Source organism: Algibacter sp. R77976, assembly GCF_044594645.1.
GTDB lineage: Bacteria > Bacteroidota > Bacteroidia > Flavobacteriales > Flavobacteriaceae > Algibacter_B.
In genome coordinates this window covers 3412221-3429380 of the sequence record NZ_CP138989.1, presented here as the reverse complement: position 1 = coordinate 3429380, position 17160 = coordinate 3412221, and the positions used below count along the sequence as shown (strand labels likewise).

The window sequence follows — 17160 nt, the reverse complement described above, 5'->3', positions numbered from 1 at the left end:
TACAAATGTTTCATCTAACAGCTATGTTTTAATTGTAATTCTACTACTTACAAATATATTCGAAACCGTCTATATTTGGAAACAAACTTATTAACATTTAAGAAGCGTATTTTTTCTTTCTAAGGTAGTTGAAAGCAAAACCAAACCCACCAAGCAAAACGAGTGGTAGTAAGATGTTTATAAGTTGCCATTTGGTTTTCTCTGAAGCTATTTTTTGCTGATTTAAAAAGGCTACAGCTATTTCTTTAGAGCGAATGTTTATAAGTCCGTTATCATCCAATAAGTAATTAACCGCATTAAGTAAAAATTCTTTGTTGCCATAGGTTTGTCCTGTCCATCTATCAAAACCTAATTCTAGCGGTTTGTTTTGTGTTACATCGTTCTTAATGACATCGCCATCGGCAATGACAATCATTTTTGTTGGAATGCTCTTATTGTTCTCTTCTTTTAGTTTAAAGGGTTTAATACGATTGCTATAAACCGAATTAAATTCGCCTTCTAATAACACAGCAAGTGTTTGGTTGCCTTTATTGAAGCTTTGCGGGTCTTGTTCTTTAGTTACCAGCTGCAAACTCACCTCTCTAGGTGTGCCTTCTAATTTTGTTAATGGTGCAGTTTCTAAAAGTATGGTTTTATCAAGGTTGTTTTTTAGCGTATCAATTTGGTTAGCAAAATCAAAACGTACTAAATTTAAATTATTAACTATTGGGTGCTTGCTACTTGAGCCAGCTAATGGCGAATAAGGCCATTTTAAATGCTGAAATTGCGACTGGCTACCTTCGCCCATGGCCAAAGTAATAGGAGCAGAGTAGAGCGTGCTAACCATGTACGGGTTAATACGAACACCGTATTTAAAAAAGAAATCGGTTAAATTTAAATCTCTTGTTACTGCATAATTTGTTCCTGTGGCGTTAAATAAACTATCTTTTTCCATGGCTACGGCATCAACCAACCAAAGGCTTTTTCCGCCGTTCATGGTATATTGATCGAGCACTAGTTTTTCTTCCTCAGAAAATGGTTCTGTTGGTTTTGCCGAGATTATTAAATCAAAACTGTTAATCTCATCGAGTGTTTTTTGCGGATTTGAAGCCACACTATCTAAAGTAAATGGCGCGATATAATAATACTCACCAAGTTTTTGTACAAAGTTTGCAATGTATTTGTCTTCTAATTGTTTGTTACCTTTTAAAATAGCAATTTTACGGCGCTTTGGTTTTGTTAATTTACTAAAACCATCTGCAAAAGCATATTCTAGATGCTGAACAGAATTACTAACTAATTCTTGTTGAGACGCACCAATTTTATTTTTTACTAACGGAATAAGAACCGTTTGATTATTATAACTTGCCAAGGCCCAAGGAAATATAACAGCTTGCGAAGATTTACCGCTTTCTTGAACACTTAGCTGCATGGGTGTTAGCCCACGTTGTGTGAGTTGTTGAATGTTACGCTCTCTAGTTGATTCATCTTCCAACGGGTTTATAAAGTTGAAAATAATATTACTATTTGTAGCAGCAAACTCTTCTAATAATTGTTTGGTTTCGTTTTGAAGACGCCTAAATTCTGAAGGGAAATCTTCGCCTTCTAAAAATACATCCACTACAATGGGAGAATCAACTTCGTTAATAATTTGTATGGCAGATTCACTTAATGTATAACGGCTATCTGCTGTTAAATCAAAACGCTTATACACTTTACTGCTTATAAAGTTAATCGCAACTAACGCTATTACGAGTACTAATATGTGTTTTATAGTCTTATTCAAACTTTTTTTCTAATTGATAAGGTTTTATCGATTCAACAGTATTATTGTTAAATTGAAGTTCTAGGCATTCTTGCATATTATTAAATGCACCGGGTTTAAAACCTAAATTATAATTCCATTTTTTTTGCGAATTCGCTTTTAAAGTTTCATCCCATCCAAACCATTCGGGTTTGCCTAAAAGGGATTCAACTTCTTTTTTGTTCTTTCCAATTAGTAGGCTATCGATTAGTATTTTATTAGCCATTTCATAGCGTAATTGAGGTTTGTCTTCCCATGCTACAGCATCAAAGTATTTTTCATGATGGTAGCTACTAAAAATATTCAACATGGGGTAAAACATATAAAAATAAACAACAGGTGTTATTGCTAAACTTACTATAAATGTTAACCATTTGCGTTTATCAATCGTATTAACAAATAGCCAAACAAGTATAAAAACTACAACAAGAAAAATAACAAATAAAGGTGTAACTATCATTTACTTCGCTTTATTAATGTTTAGTTTGGTTAACAATAAAAAGAACAGCGTTACACTTATAAAATAAATGATATCTCGCGTATCTAAAACACCACGACTCATACTTTTATAATGTGAACTCATGCCTAATTGCTCAATAAAATCACTTGACATAAATTCTGCAATACCTTCAAATCCAATATAAAATATAAAACAGATAAAAACGGCAGTAATAAATGCGACTATTTGATTATCTGATAACGATGAAGCAAAAATTCCTATTGATGTATAAGCCGCTACTAAAAATAGTAAGCCAAAATAAGAGCCTAGTGTACTGCCCATGTCTAAGTTTCCAATAGGGTTTCCTAATTGATAAACGGTATAAACATAAAGCAGCGTTGGTAAAAGTGCGATTAAAATTAAAATAAGCGCACCAAAATATTTTCCTAAAACAATGTTGAAATGTGATATGGGTTTTGTTAATAGTAGCTCTAAAGTGCCTTGTTTTTTTTCATCGGAAAAACTACGCATAGTTACCGCAGGAATCAAGAAAATTAAAATCCAAGGCGCTAATAAAAAGAAGGACGAAAGGTCGGCAAACCCATAATCTAAAACATTAAACTCCCCTTTAAATAGCCAAAGGAATAATCCGTTTAAAACTAAAAAAATAGCGATTACCAAATAACCAATTGGTGATGCAAAAAATGAGTTTATTTCTTTTTTTAATATGGCTAACATTTATTTTTTTTCTTTTTTTTACTGCTTACTGCTTACTGCTTACTGCTTACTGCTTACTGCTTACTGCTTACTGCTTACTGCTTACTGCTTACTGCTTACTGCTTACTGCTTACTGCTTACTGCTTACTGCTTACTGCTTACTGCTTACTGCTTACTGCTTACTGCTTACTGCTTACTGCTTACTGCTTACTGCTTACTGCTTACTGCTTACTGCTTACTGCTTACTGCTTACTGCTTACTGCTTACTTCGACTATTTTAGCGTTTCCAACTTATCAACACTCCAAGCTTCTGGTTTAATATTAAATAATGGTTTTACTGTACTCCAAACCGTATTAAATAATTCAGATTTTCTATACTTCTCCAATGCATCTTCAGATTCCCAATAACTATAAGTAAAAAATATACTCGGGTCATTTTTATCTCGATAGAGCTCTAAAAATTTACAACCGTCAAAAGCTCTAATTTTTGTTTTGGTAGCATCAAAATTTTGAAGAAACACTTCAATATTCTCTTTATAAAACCCCAATTTAACTATTCTTACCAGCATACAACTCTTTAAATTAAAAATCTGAAGCTTTCACATTCTGTGGAATTTCAGGCCCTTTTTGAATCACAGGATTTGGAATAAATTTAATGCTAACCGCATCCATTACTCTTAGGCCTAAAAGTGTCGACGCACTTCCCACAGTTGCACTATTGCTTTTATAAACGGCAATTTCTAAAAAATCACCAGAGTTGAAAACTACAAGTTTTCGGCCTTCATCATTTCGCTTGTTTTCTGGAATTTCAAAGTTTACAATGTCGCTATATTTATTGTGTATTTTTTTGAAGGTATAATGTCGTGCCGAAATCTCAAAATTTCGCCCCTTTTGTAAAGTTTCAAAAAAGCTACGTTTAATATTCGTTACTACATTTCCGTAATTATCAATATAAATAACACTCCCTATTATTTGAGTTTTATCATCATTTACGTAAGGGACTATATTTTTAATAGGTTTTATTTCAGAAATAGGCTTCCCAATAACTTCTAAAGTACCTCCGCGTGCAATATGGCAAGCTACTTTTACAAACACATCTAAAACAGGAAAACTAGATTGTATTTTATCATGTATATTAATTTCAAAAATCTTTTCGGGGGCAATTTCAGAGCAAATCATGCTCATTATGCCATTATTAGCACAAATAAAATAATGATCGTCTAGTTTAATGGCAATATGCTTGTTTTCTGGGTTAATCTCAGAATCAATTCCTATTATGTGTATGGTGCCTTTTGGAAAACTATTGTAAGCATTTTGTATAATGTAAGCTGCTTCTGGAATATTAAAAGGCGAAACACAATGTGAGATATCAACAATTTTAACATCCGGAAGTTCACTTAAGATAGCGCCTTTGGTTGCGCCAGCAAAGTAATCTTTTTCACCAAAATCGGTTGTTAATGTTATGATTGCCATAGGCAAAATTGTTAATATGTTTTTAATGTTAACTTACTCAAAATTATGTATTTTTGAGTTTCACATGTATGTGATACAAACCTACATAAATTTTTGTTTTTGTTTTTATATTTTAAATGAAAATGTAAGTAAGTTTTCAACTATAATGCTTAAAAATCATTAAACTAATAACACGCTTTTGAACGAAATTATTATCGAACTAGAAGAAATATCTCCGAAAGAATTTTTTGGAGCTCAAAATGCTAACATTGTACTTCTTAAAAAATACTTCCCAAAATTAAAGATTGTAGCACGAGGTAACAAAATTAAAGCCTTTGGTGATGAGGAATTACTAGATGAATTTGATCGCAGAATATCCATGCTTTTAAAACATTTTGCAAAGTATAATAAGTTAGACGAAAATGCAATAGAACGCGTATTAACAAGCCAGAGTAGTGATGATTACACAACATCAAAACAAAGTGGAGAAGTTATTGTGCATGGCGTAGGTGGCAAGCTTATAAAAGCGCAAACAGCAAACCAACGTAAAATGGTAGAGCTTATGCGTAAAAATGATATGGTTTTTGCTATTGGACCAGCCGGAACAGGTAAAACTTATACCGGTGTAGCTTTAGCAGTTCAAGCACTAAAAAATAAGGAAGTAAAGCGTATTATTTTAACGCGACCAGCTGTAGAAGCAGGGGAGAATCTAGGATTTTTACCGGGCGATTTAAAAGAAAAACTAGACCCATACATGCAACCACTTTATGATGCTTTACGTGATATGATTGCGCCAGAAAAACTAGCAAGTTATATAGAAAAAGGTACCATACAAATTGCACCATTGGCTTTTATGCGCGGACGAACTTTAGATAATGCATTTGTAATTCTTGACGAAGGCCAAAATACCACGCATGCCCAAATGAAAATGTTTTTAACCCGTATGGGCAAGCATGCTAAATTTCTATTAACTGGCGACCCTGGTCAAATAGATTTGCCGCGTCGTACCATTTCTGGACTAAAAGAAGCGTTACTTATTTTAAAAAATGTAGAAGGCGTAGGCATGATATTTCTTGACGATAAAGACGTTATTCGCCATAAACTCGTTAAAAAAGTAATTGCTGCATATAAAGACATAGAAAATAGAGATTAATTTTTTTTGGGAGCTATTTCCCGCTTTCGGCAGTCGCTTTTTTGTGTTGCATAGGTGCAACAACACAAAAAGAGCTTCAACAAAGCCTCAATCAGGGCTAGGGCATAGTAACACAAAACAAACCAAACAATAAAAAAGGCCAACAGCTAAAAGCCTGAGGCCAAAAGCAAGTATAATGAGTAACACAATAATCGATACCAATTTTAACTTTCCAGGGCAAAAAAGTCTTTATAAGGGTAAAGTAAGAGCAGTTTATAATATCAACGACAAAGAATTAGTAATGGTAGCAACCGATAGGCTTTCGGCTTTTGATGTGGTCATGCCAAAAGGTATCCCTTACAAAGGTCAGATATTAAACCAGATTGCTACCAAAATGATGGCAGCAACCGAAGATTTAGTACCAAATTGGTTAACCGCAACACCAGATCCTAACGTCGCAGTTGGGCATTTATGCGAGCCTTTTAAAGTTGAAATGGTAATTCGTGGTTATATGTCTGGACATGCAGCACGTGAGTATAAATTAGGTAAACGAATGCTTTGTGGTGTGCCAATGCCAGAAGGTATGAAAGAAAACGATGCATTTCCAGAGCCCATTATAACGCCTGCTACTAAAGCCGAAATGGGAGATCATGATGAAGATATTTCTCGTGAAGACATTTTAGCAAAAGGCATTGTTTCAGAAGCAGATTATATCGTTCTGGAAGATTATACACGAAAATTATTTCAACGTGGTTCAGAAATTGCGGCTTCTCGTGGTTTAATTTTGGTCGATACCAAATACGAATTCGGTAAAACTAAAGAAGGAAAAATTGTTTTAATCGACGAGATTCACACACCAGATTCTTCACGTTACTTTTATGCCGATGGCTACCAAGAGCGTCAAGATAATGGCGAAGCCCAAAAGCAACTATCAAAAGAGTTTGTTCGCCAATGGTTAATTGCAAATAACTTTCAAGGTTTAGAAGGGCAAACTGTACCTTTTATGAGCGACGAGTATATTCAATCTGTTAGTGAGCGTTACATAGAGCTTTACGAGAATATTACAGGAGAAACCTTTGTAAAGGCTGATGTTAGTAATATTCAAGAGCGTATTGAGGCAAATGTATTGGCGTATTTGAAGTAGGGTGTTTAATTGGTAACTATCTTTTTAATGTAAAATGGCCTAGCTTTTCAAATCCAGATTCTGTCCTGAACATAAACCAATAGTCAGAAGATGGAAGTTGGTTGCCATTATAAGTTCCATTCCAGCCTTCAATTGAATTTGGTACAAAAGAGGTTATTTCTTTTCCGTATCTATTAAAAATAGTAACGGTTGATTCTCTTCTTACTTTTTCAGATACCCCTTCAATGTTCCAAAAATCATTTACACCGTCATTGTTAGGGGTAACAAATTTAGGAAAGAAGATATTTGATAAAGATTCATTGTTTAAAATACAATCTATGTTCAAATAAAAATTTGAGATTGTATAACAGTTATTGTTGTCTGTTACTTTAATAAAAATTTCTTCAATTGGTTGTTCTAAGTAACGTGTCTCAGATATTTGGTTCTCATTGTTTTCAGCATCTTCATAACTTAAATAATAGCCTAGTTCTAAATTAGTTTTTTCACTTAATATCATTTCGTCCACAATGTCGCTTAAGTTAAAATAGCCTTTGTTTTGTTTGTCAAAATAACAAGATTCCAGGAAGTTTGGTGATTGGAAATTAGAGAAGGGGAGTAAATTAGGTGTTTCATTATTTATAACGTGAAAACCATAAATAGAACTGCAGCCACCATCTAAATTCTCTACATTCACATAAAGAGTTTCAATTTGTTTTGTGCTTTGATATATCATTGGAAGTTGTGGACTGGTATCGCCATTTTCTGGGTTTTTGTCGTAGTAAGTGAAAGATAAATTCTGATTAGAATCTATCTGCATTTGAGTTGAAACTTGCGATAAGTCAAAAACATTGTACGTGCTATCATAACATTTTTCTAAATCTAATGGTAAATCAATCTTAGGGTATTGTGGAATATTAATCTTTATATTAAATATATCATATGTTTTAGTTAGTGAATTCTCAATCCTTACATAAATAGTTTGTCCACCTTGTACAGTATTTGTCCAATCTCCGTTTATAGCTTTTAAACCTTTTTCTGCATCATTTAACGTAAGATGTGTTGAAGTCTTAAATACAACCGCTTCGTGCAAACCTGCAGCGCCATACCACTCATCATTTGGATTAGGGTTTTGTATAATGTCTTTGAAGGTGAAATTTGATAAATCTATTTCAAATAATTTATTTGGGGTTACTCCATAAAGCTTACCTAACTCTGATGCTAAGCCATACGTTTCATTTGGTAGTTGACCTAAATCTATATGAGAAATATAATCTCGATTTTGGTTTATAGTTACCTCATATAGTCTATAATTATCTCTTGCTAATCGCCAAGAAATATACATTTTGTCTTTTAGTATAACAAAATCGCCTCCAGAGGCTCCAGTTATAAAATCGTGCCAAAACACACTACTAAATACCCCAGTTGGAGAAATATTTATTCTTAACACATATGATTCCGTTCCTAAGCCAAGGTATAAATTGTCTAAATCATCAAAAGAGAGTGCATTACTTTGAAAATAGGAGTAATTATAGCGAAATAAATCACAGTCGTTTTCTAAAGAATATATTGTTCCTGCACATAAAAATATTTGTTGATTTGAATCTACTGCTATGTCTGTAAAACCACTAGAATATTCATTAAATTCACATGACGTTGAAATATTAGGGTTGTTAGATGGTGAATTGACAGAAAGTACTTTTCCTGTTGAAGTTGAGATTAATATTTGTTCTAAAAAATAATCATTTTCTGTTCCAACAGTTTGAAGTGCATATTCTTCAAGCTCCTCAATATTAAAAGTAGCATAGCCATCATCATTACAAAAAGAAATTTCTAAATTTTGAGAACATACCGTATTTGTTGTTACAAATGTGATGATGATTAGAGAAAATAAATAAACAATTTGTGATTTTTTTAAGCCTTTTATCATGCGCATGCTTTAAAATTCCTTTTTTAGGTAGTTTACTTAAATCTTGAGATTTTTACTATTCAAATTAACAGCCTAAAATAAACATTTACAACTTAATAGTAAAAATAATGAATTGATAAAGAAAAGCGACCTTGTTTTAAACAAGATCGCTTTTTTTTGTGTTTATGAAAATAAATCATAAAACTGAGATTGAAATTCAAAAGTAATTCATCATAGAAGTATAATTTTAAGCTTTTACTTTACTATAATATTTTTTCCGGAGCCAAAACGAAACACGAACTAATAAAATTAGTGCAGGCACTTCTACTAAAGGCCCAATTACTCCTGTAAATGCTTGTCCAGAATTTAACCCAAAAACAGCAATAGCAACCGCAATAGCTAATTCAAAATTGTTTCCTGCAGCTGTAAATGCGACAGCCGTTGTTTTGTCATATTCTGCTCCCATAGCCTTAGTGAAGAAAAAACCAATAATAAACATTAAACAAAAATATATAAGTAAGGGAACAGCAATAATTAAAACATCCATTGGTATTTCTACAATCAACTCGCCTTTTAGCGAGAACATAACAAAAATGGTGAACAAAAGTGAAATTAAGGTTAATGGCGAAATTGTTGGAATAAAGATGTTAGTATACCATGCTTCTCCTTTTAATTTTACTAAAATAAGGCGGCTTAAAATCCCCATAACAAATGGAATTCCTAAATAAATGGCTACACTTTCTGCAATGGTTCCAATAGAAATATCAACTATAGCACCTTCAAATCCAAAATAGGGAGGAAGTACAGTTATAAAAAGCCAAGCATAAAAACTATATGTGAAAACTTGAAAAACACTATTTAGTGCTACCAAGCCAGCTCCGTATTCACTACTGCCTTCTGCTAAATCGTTCCAGACTAAAACCATGGCAATGCAACGCGCTAAACCTATTAAAATAAGCCCAACCATGTATTCAGGATAATCTCGTAAAAATGTAATTGCCAAAACAAACATTAAAACGGGACCAATTATCCAGTTTAGAATTAGCGAAATTGAAAGGATTTTTGTGTTTCTAAAAACTTTTGGTAGCAGCGAATAATCAACTTTAGCCAAAGGCGGATACATCATTAAAATTAAACCAATGGCTATTGGGATATTGGTAGTTCCACTATTAAATGAGTTTATAATATTAGGAAGTTCAGGTATAAAATAACCAAGACCAACGCCAATTGCCATGGCTGTAAATATCCATAAAGTCAGATTTCTGTCAAGAAACCCTAATTTTTTTTGAGCCATTTTTAAGAGTTTATTTGAGAAAAAACGTAAAACAAATCAGTTGCAATTTGTAGACTTCTTTCGTTATATTTTTCAGCTTGCTGTGGTGTGTTGTCAAACGCTTTTGGGTCTTCAAAAGTAATTGGAATTCGCTTTTCTGCTCCTAAAACAAATGGACAAGCTTCATTTGCAGAATCACAAGTCATAATGGCTGCAAATTCAGATTTCGGATTAAAATCATCATCTAGTTTTTTTGAAAACCCAATTATTGGGTGTGCATTATCTGCATATTTAATACTGTACACAGGATTGTTTCCTTCAGAGATTGTTTTGATTTTAAAACCAGAATTTTCCAAAGTTTTGGCTGCCATTGGGAAAAGTGCCGTAGCTTCAGTTCCTCCTGAATAACAAAACACGTTTTTAATATTAAAATAGCGTGCTAATGTTTGTGCCCAAACCTGGGATAAGTGGCTTCTTCTCGAATTGTGAGTGCAAATAAAGTTGATTCTAATGTCTTCTTTATTAGATACTTTTAATTGGATGAAGTCTGCTAATGGTTGTAAAACAGTTTTACGATTTTCCGAAATAGTTTCAGGGTTTAACCCTTTAATTATTGTTTCTATTTCAGTAAATAAAGTTGATTGGGTTGTTGTCATTATCTTTTTTTTTATGTTTTAGCAACAGTTTCCGTCAGGCGTGCAACAAGGTTCATCATTTAAATCGGACATCCTTACTTTTGGTTTTTCTGCTGGAATTCCACAGTTATCTTTTGCTAAACAATCTGTTTGCTTAGAAGTTAATAAGAAGTTTTTGCCATCAAAATCTAATCCGAATTTTCCAATCGTGTCTGCTTGATATTCAACTTCAACCTCTAAATCTTCAATACCTAAAACTTTTTCTGAAAGTTAAATAATATTCAAAAGTTTTTCAGGGTGTAATCTGTGGTCATAGTCATTTGCATTCCATAGTTGAAAGTTTACAACGTCTTCGGTTCTTACAGTTCCGCCGCAATCAATAAAATGCTTTGTTATTTTTCCAACTTCGGTAACGTGAAAGTGGTTTGGTACTAATTCTCCGTTAGGTAATTGAAAACCTATAGTTTCCAATTCTCCTAGAACTACTTTTACTTGTGATAGTTTCATTGTTTTATTTGTTTATTGCAATTATGCGATTAATAGGTTTAATTTTTTTTAACAACACTCTTTTTTAGATATATCTTGATCTAGAAATTGTAGCATTACATGTTTCATATTTGCCCAATTTTCGGTGTTAATACAATAGCAAACGCTAGTGCCTTCAACATTTCCTTTTATTAAGCCTAATTGTTTAAGTTCTTTTAAATGTTGAGAAATAGTAGGCTGGGCCAATCCAATTTCGTTTACTAAATCACCACAAACACAAGCATTAATTTTAAATAAGTGTTGTAAAATAGAAACTCTTGCAGGATGCCCAAAAGCTTTTGCAAAAAGTGCTATTTCATTTTGTTGGTCGGTAAACATTTCAGTTTTAACTAATCCCATGTCATTGTTATTTGTTCATTGCAATATTACGATTAATATATTAATTCTCATTATATTTTTGAAATTTTGTTGAAAAGTAAAAATTCATATCTGTGGCTTTTTTGTCTAATAGCCTAGTCTTCTAAAACGTGTTTTTCTAAAATGAAACAAACAAACTCACCTTCAAAGACTAATTCATGTTTTTGATTATTTACAGTTACAGATACCATAACTTTTTTTTCATTTGAAGGTTCCCCAATAGTTGCAACTGCCGTTAATTCGTCATTTAAAACAATAGGTTTTAAGAACTTTGTAGTTGCTTTTCCTAAAACAACAGTTGGTTTATTTATAGCAACCATGGCAGCATAATCTGCTAGCCCAAAAACAAAACCACCGTGTGAAAGGTTGTAAGCATCAACAATCATGTCTTTAGTTATTGTTAGTTTAACCGTAGCACAGTCGTTTCCAATAGATGATACAGAGCCAATTAAATTTTTTGAAGCCAGAAGGTGTGTGTTTTGCTTTTTATTATTCATGTTAGTTTTTCTTAATTATTTTAGATTTTGTAATTTTTTTTAAAATACATACGGAATTATTCTTTTCGATTTCTGAGAATAAGACTCATATTCTTTATAGGTTTTTTTTAATGAAATTTCTTCAAAAATCATTCTTGCATATGTACTTCCAATAATTAAAAGAACGCCAATACATGTATCAATAGCTGGAAAGGCAATCAAGGAAGCTATAAAGAAATATATAATTGATGCGTAAATTGGATGACGAAGTAATTTATATGGTCCATGAGTAATAAGTTTTCCTTTTGTTGAATTTGCAGATGCGTGGAAACTTCTCATTCCAAAAGTGATTCTTGCCCAAATCATAATTAAAATAGCACAAACATGAATCGTTATAGCAATAGGGTTATTTGATATTATTAAATGTTTCTTCACTAAAAAAAAGAACCCAACCAAGGTAATAGCAAAAGCAATCAAAGACGCTTTTTTTATTGTTTTTTCACTAAATTTTAAACTGCTGTTTTTCATTTTAATTTAAGTGTTTGCCTATCTATAGCATGGAAGTATCCCTTAATGACTGATATAGTAAAAATTGAAATATGCTCAGTCTACCCAATATAATTTCAAATTTTAAAACGGAATAAACAGTAATTGCTACCGATAATTAAAAGAATACCTAAAGGGAAAATGAGTGGTAAATAATTTGATTTTATAAAACATCAATCAACTCTAAAGGATGGTCAATTATTAAATTAGCACCATTAGCAATTAATTCTTGCTTTGTTCTAAAACCCCAAGACACCCCAACAGCAAGCATATTGGCATTATTTGCCGTTTGCATATCAATGTCTGTATCACCTACGTAAATAATATCTTCTGGTTTTATACCTAAGTTTTTGCTTATTTCTATAGCTTTAATAGGGTTTGGTTTTTTATGAGCTTCAATAGTTAAGCCATCTACAGACTTAAAATAATTTGGTAATAATGTTAAGACCACTTCTTTTGCAAATGCATCTTCTTTATTTGATAAAACACAAAGGTTTAATTTAAGTGACTTTAAGTTGTCAAGCAATTCTATTATACCATCATAAGGTTTTGTTTTGTTGGTGCAATTACTGCTATAAATATCCATCATTGCAGCAAAACTTCTTTTTATTTGTTGCTCATCGCGACTAGCTTGAGGTAAGGCTCTAGAAACCAAGCTTTTTATGCCACTACCAATAAAATCAAGATATGCTTCATAATTATGTGTCGGGTAATCATAACTGTTAAGAACCGAATTCATGGCATCTGCTATGTCTTCAATGGAGTTTACAAGTGTACCGTCTAAATCGAAAATTACTGCTTTATAGCTCATGTTTTTTAATTTAATTTTGGATTGCTTTATACTTCAAAATTAATTATATAAGGTGTTTTAAAACCTTACTTTTATCATGTTTTTAAATTTTTAAAGTAGATTTATAAATTATTTTGTTTTACAACATTTGAATTAAGACTTGCATCATCGTTGTCCTGAAAATTGCATGGCTTCCCCTTTACCAAAACCATAGCTAATGCCAAAGGTTACAAAGCGCCCGCGCTGTCTGCTATTAAATAAATATCCGCCATTTTCTCTAAAGGTTGTTGTTTGGTTTATTCTAGAAGCAAAAACATCGCGAATACTTAAGTTTAAAATAACTTTACCTTTAAGTATCTTTTTTCTTAACCCAAGGTCTGCAAAAAGGTTATCTTCAATTTTGCTTTGAATGGTTTTGTACTTGGATTGAAAATCACCAGATAATTCTAAATCAAAATCTGCTGGAAGTTTAAACTTTGTGGTTAAACTAGCTGACCATTGGTTGCCTTTAAAATCGAAATTGTTGTCTTCAAAAACACCTTTTCTGCTGAAATAATTGATATTGAAATCACCATTAAAAGAAAACCAATTTGTTGGCGCATATTTTCCATTAGCTTCAAAACCTGTGGTTGAATTGGTTCCTACATTTTCTGGAGTTATTGTTGAAATTTTTGTTGCTTCATTGTAAGTTGTAATTCGCTCAACAACATCAATGGTATATCGGTTATATAAACTAAAATTTAATGAGGCTTTACCTAATTTATTTATACTTGTAATCTCATAAGAGTCTGTATACTCAGGCTGTAAATCAGGATTTCCTTCATATATAACAAAGTTATTTCGGATGTTTGAAAACGGATTTAAATCTCTCAAACCAGGTCGTCGAATACGTTTAGAGTAGCCCGCCTGAATAGAAAAATTATCGTTTATTTTATAAGAGGAATGAATACTAGGAAATAGGTTAGTATAATCATTACTATTACTTTCGTTTTTATTTTGAAGTAAGGTGCTAAGGTTGGTATGTTCTAATCTAAACCCGAGTTTAAGTCCCCAAATAGCACCTTCGTAGGCGGCTGTGGTATAGATGCCTAAAACGTTTTGTTCAAAATCAAAAACATCGGTTAAATCGATGTTATTAACCCATACGTCGTCTTCTAAATTACTAACTGCAAAATCGTTAGAGACATTGTTTATTACGTATTGCGAACCTGTTTCAATTGTATATTTTTCTAAAAAAGGATGTGTGTAATCTAATTTAAAGGTATAATCAGATAAGGTGTAATCTGTACGTGTTTTTTGCTGAAAATCTTCATACTTGCTACCAAGAATGATAGTGTTTTCAAAATCTGAAAATTGGTCTTTTCTAAAAGAGTTCCCTAAAGCACTAAACAGCAAACTTTGATCTGCATGTCGTTTAAAACTCTTTTTGTACTGTAATTCGTAGCGTAATTTTGGGTTGTCTGCTTCTGTTAATTCATTTCGTAACCAACTATCGGTTATGGTATTAGTAGCGTCAGCTTCATTGAAACTGGTTTTAGAATTTTGATCTTCAATTTCGTAAGCATACGAGCCAGATAGTGTTACCACGTTAAGGTCGTTAATATGATAATCGGTACCAATTAATATATTTCCGAATTTTTCATTAAAATCACCATTGCCCGAACTACTTAAGGTTGTGTTATCTGTTAAATCTAGATTAATAGATTTATTCTCATTAGGAAAAGTACGTAGACCAAATCCTAATTGACTAAACAAATTGAATTTTTCGGTGCGTTTGTTTAGACTCAACCCAAAACTATTGCTGTTTGGAATGCCAAAGTTTAGAGTTGCTGATCCATTTATGCCTCGTTTTTCAGATTTTTTAATAATAATATTGATGATCCCAGAAGTACCTTCGGCATCGTATTTTGCAGATGGGTTGGTTATGACTTCTATTTTTTCAATCATATCAGCAGTTATACTGCCTAAAGCATTGCCATCTGCACTTGCAAGCACAGAAGGTTTTCCGTTAATAAGAATTTGAACACCTTGGCTACCTCTCAAGCTAATTTCGCCTTCTATGTTTACATTAACAGACGGAATATTATTTAGTACTTCTAAAGAGCTTGCGCCAGTAGAGCTTAAGTCTAAACCTACATTAAAAACGCGTTTATCGAGCTTGAATTCTGTTTGAGATTTTTCAGCGCGCACTACAATTTCATCTAAAGCTTGGTTGTCTTCTGTTAAGGCTATTGTTTTTAAATCGATAATATTTTTTATAATTTCAAAATCCTTAAAAGTTTTGGTCTCAAAACCCATAAAACTAATTTCAATATAGAAATTGGTCTCGCTAGTTTTAAGCGTGAATAAACCCTCTGGAGATGTTATGGTTCCTGTTAGAGGTTTTTTTGAAATGTTATTAATTAAAGATACTGTGGCGTACTCAATAGGGAGTTGGTTATTGCTTTCTATAACTTTTCCTTTAATAAGAACTTGTGCGTTCTGCCCGTATATACTATGTAATCCAAATAATAATAGTATTGGTAATAAAACTAAAATTTTACGATTAAGCATAAGTCATTTATAAATTTGAACTGTGTTGCAAATATATAGCTTATTGCCTAAGTTATTTTTCTTTTTAATTACTTTGGCTAGAGGGTTGAAGTTTAAACATAAACCTAACCAATGGGACAAATCATCGCCATATTTTTTATAGGTATGTATACCACAAGGCATTTTATTTTCAACTTAAAAACATAAACCGTCTATCATTTTAAGCTCTGTAAAAGTGGTTCGTTTTTCTTTTAGTTGCTTCCTAATTTTATCGGCAAAATATTCATGATAAGTCATGGTAGTATGTTTTTAGTTTGTCATAAGTTTTCCGAATTAAATTATAAACAAATGCATTTGTTTTTGCGTAATGGAAGGATATAAAACAAACAACAACCATAAATAATACAGCACCAAAAATTGCGGTTTCTGGTTCTAAAGATTTATTTAGAAAGCGTTTTAATCCGTAACCTGTAAAGCTTCCATAAAGCAATACAAAGTGAATAACGTAAATGGATAATGTTTTTTCACCAATTCGTGCTATAATGGATTGATTTAAGAAGTGTTCTAAAGCATAAAACGCCCCAAACAAAATAAGCACATTGCCTAATCTTGTAAATAGGTAATTGTAATCGGCACTCATTTTAAATAATTCAACATGAGTTATGAAACTTAATTTTGTTAGAAATAATGATGAGAAATGAATAAGAAAACCTCCAACTAGAAAAAAAGTAATGATGGTTACTAGTTTAAAACGCTTGCGCTGCACATGTCTAAAAAATACAGTAGAAATAAATGCACCAAAAGCGGAATAACCAAACCAAGGTAAAATAGTAAATACAGAGCCGTTTACTGTTGTTATATAATTTGAAATGAATTTGGGAATAGTTTCTAAAGTTATGTTTCTATAAAGTGGTTCGGTAAGAAAACAAATGCATCCAATTGAAAAAAGAACTACTGAAAAAATATAACTATGTTTTTTGAAAACACTATGTAGTCCAATCAAGAAAATTAAAGATAGTCCAATGCATTGTAAAACATCAACTATGAGAAAATAAGGATCGAAATCTCCATATAGCCAACTAAAAACATTAATACGTAAACTATAACCAATTGCTAGTAATAACAGGCCTCTAAATAGTCCTTTTTTTATTCTAGGTTTGTCATTGCCTTTAGCGTAGGCGCGTAATAGTAAATAAGTAAATACTAAACCAGAAATAGTAAAAAAAGTAGGGGCGGTAATACCTCTAAAATACGACCAAATATTATAAATTGTATTTGAATGATCTCTATAAATAGGCGCTAATAAAGTATCTATAAAATGGCCTTGAAGCATCATTAAAATAGCAAATGCTCTTACTGCATCTATAAAGTACAAGCGGTTTGATTGCGCCATAGGTTGGTTTGTCAAGTATAAATATACTTTTAAATATTTTAAACATAATTGTAAAGTGAT

The 17160-nt window shown here is 32.2% G+C and carries 16 protein-coding genes and 1 pseudogene; 2 read left to right on the top strand and 15 right to left on the bottom strand.

Going from position 1 to position 17160, the window contains the following annotated elements:
• Positions 1–97: 97 nt before the first annotated feature.
• From gldG to SJY43_RS14595, 5 genes are all read right to left on the bottom strand, one after another.
• Positions 98–1765: a gliding motility-associated ABC transporter substrate-binding protein GldG gene (gene gldG, locus SJY43_RS14615; RefSeq protein WP_396601482.1), complete on the bottom strand. Its 1668-nt coding sequence runs from the start codon at positions 1763–1765 to the stop codon at positions 98–100.
• Entirely contained in the window at positions 1758–2243 is a 486-nt protein-coding gene (locus SJY43_RS14610) for a hypothetical protein (RefSeq protein WP_396601481.1), read from the bottom strand. Before SJY43_RS14610 ends, gldG begins: the two co-directional genes overlap by 8 nt.
• Complete coding sequence (gldF, locus tag SJY43_RS14605) at positions 2244–2960, bottom strand: gliding motility-associated ABC transporter permease subunit GldF (protein WP_396601480.1); 717 nt, start codon at positions 2958–2960, stop codon at positions 2244–2246. It lies immediately after the preceding gene.
• A 251-nt stretch (positions 2961–3211) separates the two neighbouring features.
• On the bottom strand, positions 3212–3508 hold the full coding sequence (locus SJY43_RS14600) for a putative quinol monooxygenase (protein WP_396601479.1): 297 nt from the start codon (positions 3506–3508) through the stop codon (positions 3212–3214).
• A gap of 13 nt (positions 3509–3521) precedes the next feature.
• The gene (locus SJY43_RS14595) at positions 3522–4412 is read right to left on the bottom strand and encodes an S-adenosyl-l-methionine hydroxide adenosyltransferase family protein (RefSeq protein ID WP_396601478.1); all 891 of its coding nucleotides are present in this window, start codon (positions 4410–4412) and stop codon (positions 3522–3524) included.
• 178 nt (positions 4413–4590) lie between these two features.
• Between SJY43_RS14595 and SJY43_RS14590 the strand changes: the two genes are divergently transcribed.
• Complete coding sequence (locus tag SJY43_RS14590) at positions 4591–5544, top strand: PhoH family protein (RefSeq protein ID WP_396601477.1); 954 nt, start codon at positions 4591–4593, stop codon at positions 5542–5544.
• A 175-nt stretch (positions 5545–5719) separates the two neighbouring features.
• Positions 5720–6667, top strand: coding sequence for a phosphoribosylaminoimidazolesuccinocarboxamide synthase (locus tag SJY43_RS14585; RefSeq protein ID WP_396601476.1), 948 nt, complete (start codon positions 5720–5722; stop codon positions 6665–6667).
• A 16-nt stretch (positions 6668–6683) separates the two neighbouring features.
• On the opposite strand, the gene SJY43_RS14580 is transcribed toward SJY43_RS14585, so the two are convergent.
• From SJY43_RS14580 to SJY43_RS14535, 10 genes and pseudogenes are all read right to left on the bottom strand, one after another.
• Positions 6684–8579, bottom strand: a complete 1896-nt coding sequence (locus SJY43_RS14580) for a T9SS type B sorting domain-containing protein (RefSeq protein ID WP_396601475.1) — start codon at positions 8577–8579, stop codon at positions 6684–6686.
• Between the two features lie 220 nt (positions 8580–8799).
• Positions 8800–9846, bottom strand: a complete 1047-nt coding sequence (gene arsB / locus SJY43_RS14575; protein WP_396601474.1) for an ACR3 family arsenite efflux transporter — start codon at positions 9844–9846, stop codon at positions 8800–8802.
• A 2-nt stretch (positions 9847–9848) separates the two neighbouring features.
• On the bottom strand, positions 9849–10481 hold the full coding sequence (locus SJY43_RS14570) for a low molecular weight phosphatase family protein (protein WP_396601473.1): 633 nt from the start codon (positions 10479–10481) through the stop codon (positions 9849–9851).
• 18 nt (positions 10482–10499) lie between these two features.
• Positions 10500–10967, bottom strand: a pseudogene (locus SJY43_RS14565) (DUF6428 family protein).
• Positions 10968–11015: 48 nt separating this feature from the next.
• On the bottom strand, positions 11016–11345 hold the full coding sequence (locus tag SJY43_RS14560) for an ArsR/SmtB family transcription factor (RefSeq protein ID WP_396601472.1): 330 nt from the start codon (positions 11343–11345) through the stop codon (positions 11016–11018).
• A gap of 113 nt (positions 11346–11458) precedes the next feature.
• Positions 11459–11860 carry a PaaI family thioesterase gene (locus SJY43_RS14555; RefSeq protein WP_396601471.1) on the bottom strand — a complete coding sequence of 134 codons (402 nt, stop codon included), beginning with the start codon at positions 11858–11860 and terminating at the stop codon, positions 11459–11461.
• 39 nt (positions 11861–11899) lie between these two features.
• Positions 11900–12367, bottom strand: a complete 468-nt coding sequence (locus SJY43_RS14550) for a methyltransferase family protein (protein ID WP_396601470.1) — start codon at positions 12365–12367, stop codon at positions 11900–11902.
• A 181-nt stretch (positions 12368–12548) separates the two neighbouring features.
• A complete protein-coding gene (locus SJY43_RS14545) occupies positions 12549–13196 on the bottom strand; it encodes an HAD family hydrolase (protein ID WP_396601469.1) in 648 nt (215 codons plus the stop codon).
• A gap of 144 nt (positions 13197–13340) precedes the next feature.
• The gene (locus SJY43_RS14540; protein WP_396601468.1) at positions 13341–15728 is read right to left on the bottom strand and encodes a TonB-dependent receptor domain-containing protein; all 2388 of its coding nucleotides are present in this window, start codon (positions 15726–15728) and stop codon (positions 13341–13343) included.
• A 262-nt stretch (positions 15729–15990) separates the two neighbouring features.
• Complete coding sequence (locus SJY43_RS14535) at positions 15991–17100, bottom strand: heparan-alpha-glucosaminide N-acetyltransferase domain-containing protein (RefSeq protein WP_396601467.1); 1110 nt, start codon at positions 17098–17100, stop codon at positions 15991–15993.
• Positions 17101–17160 lie beyond the last annotated feature (60 nt).